The sequence below is a fragment of the Acinetobacter sp. YH01003 genome, from assembly GCF_013420525.1.
Lineage (GTDB): Bacteria > Pseudomonadota > Gammaproteobacteria > Pseudomonadales > Moraxellaceae > Acinetobacter > Acinetobacter towneri.
The window spans coordinates 30,840-46,664 of the sequence record NZ_VOXY01000003.1; the positions used below are offsets into that span (position 1 = coordinate 30,840).

General features: G+C 42.2%; 8 protein-coding genes and 1 CRISPR repeat array (1 of these 9 cut by a window edge). Of the genes, 7 read left to right on the forward strand and 1 reads right to left on the reverse strand.

What is annotated here, in order from left to right:
- Positions 1–53 precede the first annotated feature (53 nt).
- Complete coding sequence (locus FTT70_RS04565) at positions 54–1,334, forward strand: 3-deoxy-D-manno-octulosonic acid transferase (RefSeq protein WP_179990252.1); 1,281 nt, start codon at positions 54–56, stop codon at positions 1,332–1,334.
- A gap of 2 nt (positions 1,335–1,336) precedes the next feature.
- Positions 1,337–2,050 (forward strand): 16S rRNA (uracil(1498)-N(3))-methyltransferase, encoded by a 714-nt coding sequence (locus tag FTT70_RS04570; protein ID WP_180168336.1) that lies wholly within the window; start codon positions 1,337–1,339, stop codon positions 2,048–2,050.
- Here FTT70_RS04570 and FTT70_RS04575 read toward each other — a convergent pair.
- Positions 2,024–3,010, reverse strand: coding sequence for a mechanosensitive ion channel family protein (locus FTT70_RS04575; protein WP_004974276.1), 987 nt, complete (start codon positions 3,008–3,010; stop codon positions 2,024–2,026). The two genes, FTT70_RS04570 and FTT70_RS04575, sit on opposite strands and share 27 nt — an antisense overlap.
- 469 nt (positions 3,011–3,479) lie before the next feature.
- Between FTT70_RS04575 and acs the strand changes: the two genes are divergently transcribed.
- From acs to FTT70_RS04600, 5 genes are all read left to right on the forward strand, one after another.
- Positions 3,480–5,423: an acetate--CoA ligase gene (acs, locus tag FTT70_RS04580; RefSeq protein WP_180168337.1), complete on the forward strand. Its 1,944-nt coding sequence runs from the start codon at positions 3,480–3,482 to the stop codon at positions 5,421–5,423.
- Positions 5,424–5,615: 192 nt separating this feature from the next.
- On the forward strand, positions 5,616–7,076 hold the full coding sequence (locus FTT70_RS04585) for a DUF3375 domain-containing protein (protein ID WP_070155917.1): 1,461 nt from the start codon (positions 5,616–5,618) through the stop codon (positions 7,074–7,076).
- 10 nt (positions 7,077–7,086) lie between these two features.
- A complete protein-coding gene (locus FTT70_RS04590; RefSeq protein WP_180168338.1) occupies positions 7,087–7,920 on the forward strand; it encodes a DUF4194 domain-containing protein in 834 nt (277 codons plus the stop codon).
- Positions 7,908–11,285 carry an ATP-binding protein gene (locus FTT70_RS04595; RefSeq protein ID WP_180168339.1) on the forward strand — a complete coding sequence of 1,126 codons (3,378 nt, stop codon included), beginning with the start codon at positions 7,908–7,910 and terminating at the stop codon, positions 11,283–11,285. Before FTT70_RS04590 ends, FTT70_RS04595 begins: the two co-directional genes overlap by 13 nt.
- A complete protein-coding gene (locus FTT70_RS04600) occupies positions 11,278–12,474 on the forward strand; it encodes a Wadjet anti-phage system protein JetD domain-containing protein (RefSeq protein WP_180168340.1) in 1,197 nt (398 codons plus the stop codon). Before FTT70_RS04595 ends, FTT70_RS04600 begins: the two co-directional genes overlap by 8 nt.
- A gap of 31 nt (positions 12,475–12,505) precedes the next feature.
- A CRISPR array of direct repeats spans positions 12,506–15,825; the repeat unit is 28 nt; unit sequence CTTCTAAACCATCTGGGCGATGGCAAAC; it runs 2,048 nt beyond the window's last position.

The window sequence follows — 15,825 nt, forward strand, 5'->3', positions numbered from 1 at the left end:
GCGCGTGTGGCTCTGTTATATTTTGCCGATAATCTTTCTTTGGGGCGCATCTTTTGGCTACTCCATTTTGGTATAACGCAGCCTTGGCGCTGTTAAAACCGATTTATCAGTCACGTATTCGTAAACGTGCCGAATATCCTGAGCAATTACAACAAGAACTGCTTGAGCGTTTTGGCCCATTTCAGCCTGCTAAAAATTTACATGCCATTTGGTTTCATGTGGTGTCGGTGGGGGAAACTAATGCCGCACAACCTTTAATTGAACATTATTTAAAAGTGGGACATCCCGTTTTAGTCACCAATACCACCAAAACGGGGCAGGCACGCGCCAAATCATTATTTTTAAAAGCACCGTATTTAGATTTATTTCAAGCCGTGTATTTACCTGCCGATCAGGTGCATTTAATTCGTGAGTTTTATCAGAAATATCAGCCTAAATTATTGGCACTGGTCGAAACAGAATTGTGGCCTAATTTGATTGATCAGGCGCAGCATTTTCAAGTCCCGTGTTTGTTGATTAATGCGCGGCTTTCGGAAAAATCGGCCAAAGGTTATGCCAAAGTTAAAGGATTAACTCGCGGCATGTTGCAAAATTTGCAGCAACTTTTGGCGCAAGACTCTGCCACACAGCAGCGTTTTATCGCATTGGGGATGCCTGCCGAGCGTACAAACGTGGTGGGTAATATTAAATTTGATATTACTGCGCCAGAAGATTTTGTAGAGCAAGCCGCGCAGTTGCAACAGACATGGCAATTGGCACATCGCAAAATTATCACCCTTGCCAGTACCCATGCGCCTGAAGAACAGCAATTATTGACTGCTTTGAAACCTTATTTCGCACAGCATCCTGAACTGTTATGTATTGTTGTGCCGCGCCATCCAGAGCGTTTTGATGAAGTGGCTGTGCAGGTGAAAAAACTGCAACTCAATATGCAGCGCCGTAGTTTGGCTGAAGCGATTCAACCCGAAACACAAGTGTATTTAGCCGATAGCATGGGTGAAATGTGGTTGTGGTACGCCTTAAGTCAGGCCTGTTATGTTGGTGGTTCGCTGAATGAACCTGGCGGTGGGCATAATATTTTAGAGCCTTTGGCCTTAAATGTCGCCACGGTATTGGGCAAAAATTATTTTAACTTTCAAAGTATTGTGGATGAGTTTGTTGCAGCAGAAGCCGTGTATGTGGTCGAAGATGCTGAACAAGCTGTAAATACGTTAACGCAATTGTTGTTTGAACCTGCGTTGCGTGCTCAGCTGAATCAAAATGCTCAAGTGATTATGTATAAAAATCGTGGCTCTTTGACTGAGCATATTCACGTGATTAATCAGTATCTTTAAATATGAATATCGTTTTGCTTGACCCTCGGCAGACCACAAATGAAGTGTGGTCTATTAGCGCCCAGCGGCAAGTGCAGCATTTGCATACGCATGTTGGTGTGCAAGTCGGTGACACCTTGAAAGTCGGGATTCGTGGTGGCAAGCGTTATTTGACCGAAGTGGTGGAAGTCAGCGAGCAGCGAATTCAAGTCAAAGCCCTGCATGAAGAAGCTGTCCCAAAAAAACTGCCTGTGACCCTGATTGTGGCTTTGCCGCGCCCCAAAGTATTGCGTCGTTTAATTATGGATAGCGTGACGTTAGGTGTGGAAAAAATTATTTTACTGCACAGCTATCGGGTTGATAAAAGCTATTGGCAAACGCCATTTTTGCAGCAGCTCGATCAATATGTAACTTTGGGCTTGGAACAAGCAGGCGATACCATTGCACCTGAGATCCAACTTTATAAACGCTTTAAACCCTTTGTGGAAGATGTTTTGCCCGGTTTGATTTCTGCCGATTGTTCTGCTTATGTGGCGCATCCTTATACCGATCAAGCTATGCCACATGCCATCCAACATCCATGCAGTATTGTGATTGGCCCAGAAGGTGGATTTATTCCCTACGAAATTGATTTGCTCGAAAAAAACGGCTGCCAAGCGCGGCACTTGGGCAACCGTATTATTCGTACTGAAACTGTGATTGCTTATGTTTTAGGGCGTTTGTTTAGTGCGGGCTGAATCATCTTCATTGACTGCTGCATCACCACGATAAACTTTCACTTCCTGCACAGGATAAGGAATCGAAATGTGATGTTCGGCAAAAGCGGCAATTACCCGTTCTTGCACTTCACTGATGGATGCTGAAGTGGTGGTTTCCGTCGTATTTACCCACCAACGCACATTTAAATTAATCGAAAAATCGGCCAAGGCAGTGACATTGACGCTAAATGCAGGTTGGCTCAAGATTTTTATGTCACGGTCTAAAATGGCCAAAATAATATCTTTGGCTTTTTGTACGTCATCTTCATAACCAATACCGACCACAAACTCGCAACGACGACGGGTATAAGCCGTATTGACCGTCACGGCACTGGTATAGACCGTGGCATTTGGAATCACGATGCGACGCCCATCGGGAGAGCGCAAAAAGGTTGCACGAATCTGAATATCTTCCACCGTGCCTTCCATATTATTGACGATGATGTCATCACCAATTTTAAAAGGCTCACCAATCAAAATCAGTACACCCGACAATAAGTTCTGAAAGATATCCTTAAAGGCAAAACCAATCGCCACTGAGCCTAATCCCAAAGCACTCATGAGTTGACTTGGGGTAAAGCCAGGAATGGCAATTACCATCGCAATCAGAAAACCAAAGAAAATAATTGCGGAACTACCGACCCGATTCAGCACCAAAACCAGATTTTGTCGGGTATAGGAACGATTGTTTAGGGTCTTGCGGACAAACCATTTAAACACACGGGCAAGCAGCCAAAACAGAATCAGCACCACGGCTGCAATCATTAAATACGGCACACGCTCCCAAAATCCTTCCATAATTTTGTCGATGGTGGAGTAGGCGTCATTGTACTTGGCCGTATGATTGATCACGGTTTGCGTGGTTTTTTCAGTGGCTTCCTGCAACAGCTGGCTGGTGTTTTCAGAAACTTCACTGAGTGAGGGTTTGGATTCTGCCACGATAATTCCGAATTCAAAATGAAGTGACTATTTTGCCTGAAAAACTCAATTTGGTTAATGAAGCAATGCTTACTTGCGAGTATTTTAGACAACTTGGAGAGAAGTGATGAGCGTACTATTTTTTGGCGCTTAAAATGCTAGTTGTATGTGGTTTTATCTTTAAGACAGGGTCGTTGGCATGGATGATTGGCTGCGTAAAAAAATGTTAATACTCGCGATTATTGGACGATATTTTCTTTAAAAATAATGCAATGCGCAGTACAGTGGAATGTAAACCTGAAAAGTATGAATGCAAGGACATGGCATTCGATCAACGATTTGGCATGCTCTTGTTTGTATAAAATTTATGCGACTAAAGCCGAATGGTGAGCCATAAAAAAGAAAGTTCATACTGTAAATGTGCAGAAATAATAATCAATAACGTGGCATACATCTCGTGAGAGATGCAAGAACATCAAGGAAGTAGCAGATGAAAGACGTATATCCTGTTCCAGATGAATTTAAAAAGACTGCCCGCACCACTGAGGCAGAATATTTTCAACGCTATCAACAATCTATAGATGACCCTGATACTTATTGGGCAGAGCAAGCCCAACGCTTAGATTGGATTAAACCTTTTACTCAAGTCAAAAATACCAACTTTGACCCCGAGCATTTTAAAATTGAATGGTTTGCCGATGGGCAACTGAATGTCAGTGCCAATTGCTTAGACCGTCATTTAAAAGAACATCCGCATAAACCTGCAATTATTTGGGAAGGAGATCATCCTTCTCGACATAAAGTGGTTTCTTTTGCTTCTTTGCATGATGAAACCTGCCGTTTTGCCAACGTACTGAAAAAGAACGGGGTGCAAAAAGGAGATCGGGTGGTGCTGTACATGCCGATGGTTTCCGAAGCTGCGATTGCCATGCTGGCCTGCGCGCGAATTGGTGCAGTGCATTGTGTGGTTTTTGGCGGTTTTTCTCCCGATGCTTTGGCTAGCCGAATTGAAGACTGTCAGGCCAAGTTAATTGTCACTGCAGACTCGGCCATGCGTGGTGGCAAGCCAATTTATTTAAAAGCCAATGTTGATGCCGCTCTAAAAGTAGCAGGTACCGACTGTGTGCAAAATGTGATTGTGGTGCATCGTACAGGGAATCCGATTGAGATGCTGCCTGAACGCGACTTGTGGTATCACATGGAAATTATGTCGGTGAATGACATCTGCCCACCTGAGCCGATGAATGCCGAAGATCCACTATTTATTTTATATACCTCGGGTTCGACTGGAAAACCCAAAGGTGTTTTGCATACCACAGGCGGTTATTTGACCTATGTGAATAGCACGTTCCGAGAAGTCTTTGACCTGAAACAGGATGATGTGTTTTGGTGTACCGCAGATGTAGGCTGGATTACAGGGCATTCTTATGTCTTATACGGGCCATTGTCGAATGGTACATCTACCGTGATGTTTGAAGGGGTGCCGAACTATCCAAGCTGGGCGCGCACAGGGCATATTGTTGATAAACACAACATCACCATTTTATATACCGCGCCGACTGCCATTCGCGCCATGATGCGAGAGGGAGATCGTTTTGTACGTGAAAGTGACCGCAGCAGCTTGCGTTTACTTGGTTCAGTCGGTGAGCCAATTAATCCTGAAGCATGGAACTGGTATTACAACGTAGTAGGTGAAGGACGTTGCCCAATTGTAGATACATGGTGGCAAACCGAAACTGGGGGCATATTAATTTCAGCATTGCCGGGTGCAACGCCACTGAAACCCGGTTCGGCAACCCGCCCATTATTTGGCGTGCAACCTGCTATTGCCGATGCCGAAGGTAATGAACTGGAAGGCGCGACCGAAGGCAATTTAATTATGAAAGATTCATGGCCAGGGCAAATGCGCGGTATTTGGGGCGACCCTGCACGTTTTATTGAAGCGTATTTTTCGACCTATCCGGGTGCGTATTTTACAGGAGATGGTGCACGCCGTGATGAAGATGGCTATTACTGGATTACAGGGCGTGTGGATGATGTCTTGAATATTTCGGGGCACCGTTTAGGTACCGCAGAAATTGAAAGTGCCTTGGTGGCACATGAAGCTGTGGCTGAAGCGGCAGTGGTGGGTATGCCCCATGAGATTAAAGGACAGGGGATTTGCACCTTTGTAACCTTGCAAGTTGGTACACCTGAGTCAGAGGACTTGCGTGAAGAATTAGTCAATTGGGTTCGCAAAATTTTGGGACCTGTGGCAACGCCTGATGCGCTGCATTGGGCACCTGCTTTACCCAAAACCCGTTCAGGTAAAATTATGCGCCGTATTTTGCGGAAAATTGCAGCGAATGAATTGGATAGTTTAGGAGATACATCTACTTTGGCTGAGCCGCAAGTGGTGGAGCATTTGATTGCAACGGTGTATGGGGAGAGGTAGGTTAAGGTTGCTGTCACTGTACACAAAGAAGTTAGATAAGGTTTGTTTTTTATTTTTTTCGATGAAGTAAGGTGATTGTTTATATCATCTTACTTTATGCGACAACTCGTGTCGTCTTGCTTGGTAATTTGCTTGGGTGATTAAAAAATAACTGTAGAATAAATAACCATCATACAGATGATGTGGAATGGCATGAATATTCTAGGGTTACAGGCCAAGTATCGGCGTTTATATCATGAAAACTCAATTTGGAAATTATTAAGAGCAGATAACGCACCACATATTTTAGCGTTCATTGTTGACTTATTTGCAGAACAAAATGAAGTCCCTTATGGCCGTGCAAGAAATGTCTTGGATGAGTTGATTAAATCTAGTCGTGAGCAGGGTATTTGGCAGACAGAAAATAATGCAGCGCATTATTTAAATCATTGGATTCATTCAGGCTGGCTCAGAGAAATAGATGGCAAGCTGAGTAAAACGGATATTAGCGAAACCGTATTACGTTTTTGTCAGGGCTTGGATGAGCGAGCAACCCATACCACAGCATCACATTTAAGAATTGTGCAGGATGCGGTTCGTGATTTTGTGGTCGCATTGAGTGAAAATATTGAAGAACGAGTGGAGTTGCTCGAACAAAAAAAATTAGTGATTCAAAATGAAATAGATGCTTTGTTGGCGGGTGTTGTTACACAATTAGAAGAATCAGAACAAAAAGAAAGAATACGAGAAATTTATCAACTTGCTTCCATTCTTACAGGCGATTTTAGACGGGTCGAAGATGAGATTCGTCTACGAGATAAAGAGTTGCGTCTAGATATGATTAGTGGTGCTTATTCACGTGGAGAAGTATTGCTGAGCTTAATGGAAAAAGAGCAGTTGCTTGCCCAAAGTGATGCAGGCAGTGCTTTTGATGGGTTTTGTCAATTACTTCAGGATCAAGATCGTTCTACTGAGTTTAGAGAGCAGTTACGCAGTATTTTGAATCATCCTATTGCACAACAATTAAGCGAATCTCAACGTAAATATTTAGGTCAGTTAATGCGTGAGTTAGGACGCGAAAGTAGCCGAGTTTTCCAAGTCCGACGTCGTACAGAAGAAGGTTTGAGAGCTTATATTGAAAGTGGTGCAGCATTGGAAAACCGTTTGATTGATCAGTTGTTGTCGGAATTAGAAAAAAATGCAGTGGCATTGTTGGAATCGGAGTGTGATTTAAAAACAGAAGTACAAGTGGATTTAGCCGTGGGTTCCATCCAGCTGAATTCGCCTGAAAGTCTTGCTTTAAAAAGTCCCACAGAACATATGGATACACGTGAGGTCGAAGAGCAACAAAACAAGACTGAACCTAGTGATCAGATGCTGAAGTACTTAGACAATGTACGGGTTCGTGCTGTTGCTGAAAAAGTATATCAAACGCTCGCACAGAAAGGGGTGATGAGTATTGCCCACTTAACACATGAACATCCTTTACAAGCGGGGCTTGAAGAACTTGTTGCTTATTTGCGTATAGCAAAAGCCATTAAAGCACCACAAATGCAGCATACCGAGCAAGTTGAACTTAAGGATCGTTCAGGTGTGCATTTGCAGGCCAGTATTCCAGTGTATTACTTGAGTGCAGATTTATTTCCCAAAAATATAGATGAGCTGGCACTTTAAGGAGATCGAGATGCAATCAGAAAATAAGATACAACAGCATGACAACTTCTTTGAAATGGTACGCAGACCATCTTCAAATTCAGAGAAAAATATAGAAATCCAAGCTAATCAGCCTGTAGAAGATTCGTTTCCTACAACTGGGGCAGAGGAACAACATGCAGATAATCAAACAGAGATGGAGCATGCTCAGGATCGTGATACAGATGCGCTTATGCCACATGCAGCCCGACGCGTATTGGTCTATCTCATGCGTCAAGGGGTTATTCTTGCAGCAGAAAACTTAAAACTTTTTGATTTATTGTGCCGATATGAAGCGGAAATTCGTAGACATTTGGCAGAGGTTTATATCCAGTTGGTTTTGGATGCCAAGCAAGGGGTGGCTTATATCATCAATCTCGAAAGTATTGAGGATGAACAGGAAGATGAGAACCAGCCTTTAGATGATTTTCCTGTACTGATACGAAAACGAACTTTGACTGTATATGACACCTTAATTTTACTTATTTTGCGGAAGTATTATCAGGAGCGGGAAACTGCGGGTGAGCAAAAAATTATTATTGATGTTGAGCGAATCCAGAGCAGTTTAATTCCATTTATTCCTTTAACGAATCATGACAGCAAAGATCGTAAAAAGCTAAATGCAGCATTAGAAAAATTTATTGAGAAAAAAGTATTAACGGGACTGCGTGGTGAAGAAGGGCGTTATGAAATTACGCCAATTATCCGCTATGTCGTGAATGCCGAGTTTTTACAAAGTTTATTATCTGAATACCAACAATTAGCAGCAAAGGCCAAGTTGCAGCAATTCGAACAAGAATATGGAGAATCATCATGCAAGAAATGACCCTCTCAACTTTATTTGCACAAGGCCAAATTCGCTTGTCAGAAATTTCAGTATTTAACTGGGGCTCCTTCCATAACTTGCATACCGCACGTATTGATCCTGAAGGGACACTTATTACGGGAGATAATGGTGCAGGTAAATCTACCTTTATTGATGGTTTAATGGCATTGTTACAACCTGCAAGTAAAGCTAGTTTTAACGTAGCAGCTGCGCAGGGCGATCGCTCAGACCGTACATTACTCTCTTATATGCGTGGTAGTTTTGGTTCAGAACATGATGGGGCTGGAACGCGAGTAAAAAATAAGCGTGAAAAAGCAGTGACAACAGCATTAAGAGCGCTATATACCGCTGATGACGGTTCGATGATTACTTTAATTGGATTGTTTTGGGTTGGACAAGGTCAACATTCGCTGAGTGAAGTGAATCGTTTATATATGATTGCAAGTCGTAATGTGCAACTGACTGAAGTGTTAGAAAAATTTGCAGACGGTAATACTCGCCAGCTAAAACAACATTTTAATCCTAAAACAGATGCACGCGTGCATTATTTTGATAGCAAATTTGAAGACTATCAGGAGATGTATCGTAAATATTTATTTATGGATAATAAAAATGCACCTGCGTTGTTATCACGTGCTTTAGGCTTAAAGAAAATTGATGATTTGACTAAATTAATTCGCGAGTTGGTTTTAGAACCAAGCCAGGTTCGTGCTTTGGCACAGACTGCAGTAAATGAGTTTGCTGACTTAGAGGCAAACTATAAGCATTTGGTAGATGCGCGTGAACAAGTCCTACATTTACAGAAATTACCTGAGTTAGCTGTTCAAATAACAGCGTTAACTCTGCAACTGAATAATCTACAGCTCGAAAAACAAGCTTTTCCTGCATATTTAGGTGAATTGTATGTTCAGTTTTGGACTGAAAAAATACATCAGCTGGAGCAAGAGATACAGCGATTACATACGCAGTTTAAGCAATTAGAACAACAAGAACATGATGCGGAAAAACGACAAGAGCGCTGCCATGAAGACTATTTACAAGTAGGCGGTAATCGGATTGAAAACTTACAAAAAGAGCTAGAACTGATACAGCGTCAGTTAAAGCAATTAACCATAGAGGCATCGCGCTATCAGGAAGATGCTCAGCAATTACAATTGCAAGATGATTTAACCGAGCAAAATTTAATTGATAACCAAAAAATAGCCCATGAGCAGCTTCTAAATATTGGGCAAGAGAAAACCCAACGACAAGATGAGTTTGCTCAAGTCAGTAGCAAATACGCACAAACGCAACAGCAACTGAAAGAAACTCAAAGCGATATTCAGGAAATAGAAACCAGACCTAATAGTAATATTCATGACGTACATTTATTGCGTTTAAGAGATGAACTTAGACAGCATTTAGATTTTGATGAACATGAATTAATGTTTATTGGCGAGCTCATTGATGTAAAAGAGGCTGAAAAAAGCTGGCAAGGCGCAATTGAACGAGCATTAGGTGGTTTAAAAACAACGTTATTGGTGCCGAAAGATCGCTATTCAATGGTCACTCAATGGGTGAATGCACGTCATAATAAAACCCATGTGCGTTTACAGGTGATCCATCTTGATGCTACAGAAAGTGTGTATTTTAAAGAAAATGGTTTTCTGCGGAAATTGGTTTGGCGAGAGCATCCATATCGTGATTGGTTAAAACAACATCTGCTTCGCTTTGATCTGCAATGTGTGGCAGATACAACAATCATGAATACAACGCCTTTTTCTATGACACAACAGGGCTTAATTCATCGTGAGCAAGGTCGTTTTGAGAAAAAAGATCAACAGCGGATTGATGATCGAAAAATTTGGTGTTTGGGATTTTCCAATACTTCACGTTTAAATTTATTAAAGCATGAAGCGAAACAACTTGAGGTACAGTTGGAACAGTATGCCTTGAGTGTTGCACAATCGCGTAAGGTGTTAGATCAGGTAACACAGCATAAGAGTTTGTGGGAGCGAATGTTACGTTACCAATGGGATATGATAAATATTCCTTATTGGACAGAGCGCCAGCAACAGACCAGCAATGACTTGCAACATTTACAGCGGGCAGATACCAATATTGAACAAGCTCGACAACGTTGGGAGCTTGCAAAAGAGGAATTAAAACAACTACAGGAACAGAAAGGACAGTTACAACACACTTGGGGGAAACTCAAACAGAAACTCAGTGATGCAGAAAAACAACAACAACAAGCGCAAAAGGCAGCAAACCAAGGTGTCCCAGAACAAGCCAGAGAACTGTTGCTACAGCGTATAGGAGAAACACCTCGGTTGGAGGATGCTTATCTTACTGCTGTGGAAAAAGAGCTAGAGCGTTTAATTGAACATACCAGCAACCAAAATACCTCAGCAAAAAATAGCGCAACGTACATTATTGGTCAGTTTCGTGGCAAGGATAAATGGTCACATATTGCATTACAACGTGAATGGGCAGTTGGTTTGGCCGCATTGGATGATTGCGTTGCCTATTTTCATGAACTAGAAAAGGAAGGTTTGCCTGCCTTAGTTGAACAGTTTGAACAGCGTCTGCAAAAACATACCATGCAGTCTTTAAGTGTGATTCAGAATCGCCTTGAGGCAGATAGAGAAGAAATCACTGACCGTATTGCCATAATTAATCAGGTTTTACGGCGTACAGAATTTAAGTCTGGCAGCTATCTAAGACTAGGATACAAAAAGGAAAAGTATCCACACGTCATAGATTTTGAGCAAAAACTAAAATGGGTCGTATCTAGTATTAATAGTATTGAATATGAACAACGTTTTAAAAAGTTAGCTGAATTAATTTCTATTTTAGAAAAAGCGAGTAACTCGGTTACAGCGCATACTTTTGAAAGCCAGCGTTTACTTGATCCTCGTCATCAAATGTCTTTCTATGCAGAAGAAGTCGATTTGGCTACAGAAGAAATACGAGATGTTTTGGAGTCATCGAGTGGTAAATCTGGCGGAGAAAAAGAATCTTTTGCTGGAACCATTGTGGCAGCGAGTTTGGCTTATGTATTAACACCAGACGGCTATGATTATCCAATCTACAGTACAGTGTTTTTAGATGAAGCTTTTTCAAACACAGCTGAAGCGGTTAGTCGTCGAGTACTCAAAGTATTTAAGGCGTTGAAAATTCATGTCAATTTAATCACACCTTATAAAAACTTGAATTTAGCGCGTGAGTCAGCACGTTCTTTATTAATTGCCGAGCGTGATATTGAGAAACATGAAAGTCATTTATGTGAAATTACTTGGCAGGAAATTGATGAAAAAATGGCGCAAAAACAACAGCAACTGCATAGAGAGGCACAACAGTTTGGGGTGCAGTTAGATGCCTAAAATTGAGAAGTGGGGATTACTTCCAAATACCGTTTTGGGTATTTTGCATAAAAAAGAATGGGAAAATCGTCGAAATTTAAAGCAGCGGTTGTTAAATCAACGTCCTTTTCCAATCGAAATTTCACTGAAAGTGCCCACAGACCAACAAGCTAGAGATAATTTGGGTCATTTTCATGCTTTTTTTAAAGCGTGGACAGATTTTGCTTATCCTGAACTGGTTGAATGGCAAGAACGGCAGTATCGACAACTTTCAGAACAACGTGTTCCAGTAAAGTTACGAATTTTTTCTTTACAGCAGCTTACTGAGCTTTTAGGAATAGAGCAACAACTTGAAAACTGGTTGGATAAAATATCCAGCTTTTTGAAGCAGTCTTTTGTGCATGATCGTCATCAGCACCGTTTATTTCAAACTTTAATTCATCATTTAGAGCAGATAGAACGCTATAGCCAACAAGAATGGCAATGGTTGATTCAGCTGATTGAACAGCTGAAACCGAATATGGGGGCAGGGCTTTATTTAAGGGCCTTGCCATTAAGCGCTGTAAACACGAAGTTTCTTGAGCAGAACTTATTGCTGACGGAGGCAATTTGCAATGTACTTTATGATGATGAGATCGTACTGGCTGGAGGGTTGTTGGCATGGCTAGATTGCTTAGATAGCCCCAAAGGTTGGTTGACGATCAAACCCGTCTGCCCAAATGTGCAGGAAAAATTGGGAGGACTCCCCGTTTTTCAATTGTCCACAGAGGTGCTAGATCAATTTGAGTTACCTGCGGAACGAATAATTGTAGTTGAAAATATTCAGTCAGGTTTAGCGTGCCCTTACTTGGAAAATAGTATTGTGGTTTGTGGTGGGGGTAAAAATATTACATGGATGAAGGCCAAGTGGTTACAGTATAAACAGGTTTTTTATTGGGGAGATATCGACTCTGAAGGTTTAAATATTTTAAGTATGGTTCGGCAAAAAATTCCACACGTGATTGCTTTAATGATGGATGAAGCCACAGTTTTACAGTTCCAAAATCATATGGTGGATGAACCAGACTCTATTTTTAGTGAGCCACAATATCTCACTGCTGACGAGTTAAAATTATTTCATGATTTGCGTGCACAGACATTTAAAAATAGGCGTTTAGAGCAAGAGCGCATTTCGGTTGATTGGGTGCATCGTTATTTAGAGTTACTTTGAAAATTAATTTGATTGATAATAAGGGGTGTAATGTTTAAACCATCTGGGCGATGGCAAACTTCGAGCAGAACAAGCCAACTGCTTACGGTGTCTTCTAAACCATCTGGGCGATGGCAAACATAAAACCATCAGGTTTGTTTTAACAATAGGTCTTCTAAACCATCTGGGCGATGGCAAACTGCAATTGTGATAGCTTCATAACTTTTCCTTACTTCTAAACCATCTGGGCGATGGCAAACCGCCTACACGGACGTACTGGCGATAGTGAATACTTCTAAACCATCTGGGCGATGGCAAACAGAAAAAGATATTATTCAGACTAGGGTGGCATCTTCTAAACCATCTGGGCGATGGCAAACTGAAAGCTGAAAATTACAATTGTAGTTTTAAACTTCTAAACCATCTGGGCGATGGCAAACACTATAAAAAACTATCAAAGCGGTATTCAGCACTTCTAAACCATCTGGGCGATGGCAAACTATTTTCATAAATAAAAATTAAGCCCCATCACCTTCTAAACCATCTGGGCGATGGCAAACTACAGGTGCTGGGCGTGGCACGGTGTCAGGATCTTCTAAACCATCTGGGCGATGGCAAACAAGAAGTTCGTGAACGGTTTGCCAAATACGTTCTTCTAAACCATCTGGGCGATGGCAAACTTAATGCGTCATGGTTCACGTGCAATGGCACACTTCTAAACCATCTGGGCGATGGCAAACAAAATTTGCAAACAGTGTTGATTTTAGCAAATCTTCTAAACCATCTGGGCGATGGCAAACGATGGGCTGCGAGTTTTGTATATGATTCTAGTCTTCTAAACCATCTGGGCGATGGCAAACTAATGAATTTGTCGAGATTATTGATATAGGTACTTCTAAACCATCTGGGCGATGGCAAACACTTTAATGCCCGTTGACTCTACATACAGAGTCTTCTAAACCATCTGGGCGATGGCAAACGATATAGCGGGAAGCCACAACAATGGCAATATCTTCTAAACCATCTGGGCGATGGCAAACAACAGGCAAGATTCCAGAGTTGGATTTTGACGCTTCTAAACCATCTGGGCGATGGCAAACTGATTAGTATTATTTAGCTAGGGGCTAATGATCTTCTAAACCATCTGGGCGATGGCAAACTCCTCAACCGAAATCCATCCCTGCACAGTTTTCTTCTAAACCATCTGGGCGATGGCAAACGGCGTTATACGATGCATTTAATATCATTAACTCTTCTAAACCATCTGGGCGATGGCAAACCCATTTTTTCAGCAATGACAGCACTAATTTCACTTCTAAACCATCTGGGCGATGGCAAACAACGCCTTAATGAAATCCTGTTTTTTCCAGTTCTTCTAAACCATCTGGGCGATGGCAAACAACGCCTTAATGAAATCCTGTTTTTTCCAGTTCTTCTAAACCATCTGGGCGATGGCAAACAAGTCTAAAGCAGATTATTCTTATTTTGTGCACTTCTAAACCATCTGGGCGATGGCAAACGCCTGAAATGGTGTGCAGCGTTCTACGGCTCACTTCTAAACCATCTGGGCGATGGCAAACGAAGATTCAATGGTGCGACGCGCACCCCGTTTCTTCTAAACCATCTGGGCGATGGCAAACGATTGTATCGTGATACCAAATCAAAGCCAGACCTTCTAAACCATCTGGGCGATGGCAAACATTTAAAATTCTATCAATCGGAAGTGGTTGCACTTCTAAACCATCTGGGCGATGGCAAACCATAATAATCATTACTTTGCGGCATTATCAGACTTCTAAACCATCTGGGCGATGGCAAACCTGCAAACAACTACGCAGGGAGATCACATTCACTTCTAAACCATCTGGGCGATGGCAAACGACATTCGACACTAAGACTCAAGCTCGCGCATCTTCTAAACCATCTGGGCGATGGCAAACACGGAGATGTTCTAGTTAAATTTCCTCAAGATCTTCTAAACCATCTGGGCGATGGCAAACAGACAAAAGGTTTTAGAGCAAAAAGCACTACTCTTCTAAACCATCTGGGCGATGGCAAACAAGGTTGTCACAAACTACCGTGTGCTTCGACTCTTCTAAACCATCTGGGCGATGGCAAACTCTATTCAGACAGCACAGGCGAAATGCTGGCACTTCTAAACCATCTGGGCGATGGCAAACTCACGGGTTTAAACTTTAGTAGAGTGAATATTCTTCTAAACCATCTGGGCGATGGCAAACCAATTATTCTTGCTGTGACTGAAAACGTGGACCTTCTAAACCATCTGGGCGATGGCAAACCTGAGCGTGTAAGAAAGTTCATTGTCTTTTGTCTTCTAAACCATCTGGGCGATGGCAAACGTGGCGTACCAACAAATAGCTTTTGTCCACCACTTCTAAACCATCTGGGCGATGGCAAACCTGAGCGTGTAAGAAAGTTCATTGTCTTTTGTCTTCTAAACCATCTGGGCGATGGCAAACTGCGCACAGGATAGCCATTTCGCGTACGAATCCTTCTAAACCATCTGGGCGATGGCAAACTTCTAATCCGACATAAAAACGGGTATCGTAACCTTCTAAACCATCTGGGCGATGGCAAACGAATCCGCTGTAGATGCAAGAAAGAAAGCAGACTTCTAAACCATCTGGGCGATGGCAAACACATAGCAAACGTGTCGATGCACGGTATTGTTCTTCTAAACCATCTGGGCGATGGCAAACTTTCCGTATTCTCGCAATCGATAGTGGTAACTCTTCTAAACCATCTGGGCGATGGCAAACTTCCAATGCTAGGGTTGCAGTTTCATGATTGACTTCTAAACCATCTGGGCGATGGCAAACGATTTGCTGCTGCCTCTCCAGTGCCAAATCTTCTTCTAAACCATCTGGGCGATGGCAAACGATATGCACAGCCTCATGCAACAAAAGCCCATCTTCTAAACCATCTGGGCGATGGCAAACGGTGCTGCAGTTGGTGATGTATTTACAATCGCCTTCTAAACCATCTGGGCGATGGCAAACAGAGCCTGCTCAACAATTTGTCTTTTAGTCCACTTCTAAACCATCTGGGCGATGGCAAACAAAACATCAAATATCTTGCTTTCTAACAAGTTCTTCTAAACCATCTGGGCGATGGCAAACAATATACCGCCTGCAATGGCTGCCTTGCTTCACTTCTAAACCATCTGGGCGATGGCAAACAGTTGCCAATGGGGTTCTCTAATTTCCCAGATCTTCTAAACCATCTGGGCGATGGCAAACGTGAATGGCAAGGAAAACTTGCAATTGATCTTCTTCTAAACCATCTGGGCGATGGCAAACGTTATGCTCACAGATGGGTTTAAAATCAGATACTTCTAAACCATCTGGGCGA

Excerpts from the sequence above, each read along its gene's own strand:
- FTT70_RS04570 (WP_180168336.1), top strand. The coding sequence starts at position 1,337 with ATGAATATCGTTTTGCTTGACCCTCGGCAGACCACAAATGAAGTGTGG.
- acs (WP_180168337.1), top strand. The coding sequence starts at position 3,480 with ATGAAAGACGTATATCCTGTTCCAGATGAATTTAAAAAGACTGCCCGC.
- FTT70_RS04585 (WP_070155917.1), top strand. The coding sequence starts at position 5,616 with ATGAATATTCTAGGGTTACAGGCCAAGTATCGGCGTTTATATCATGAA.
- FTT70_RS04590 (WP_180168338.1), top strand. The coding sequence starts at position 7,087 with ATGCAATCAGAAAATAAGATACAACAGCATGACAACTTCTTTGAAATG.
- FTT70_RS04595 (WP_180168339.1), top strand. The coding sequence starts at position 7,908 with ATGCAAGAAATGACCCTCTCAACTTTATTTGCACAAGGCCAAATTCGC.
- FTT70_RS04600 (WP_180168340.1), top strand. The coding sequence starts at position 11,278 with ATGCCTAAAATTGAGAAGTGGGGATTACTTCCAAATACCGTTTTGGGT.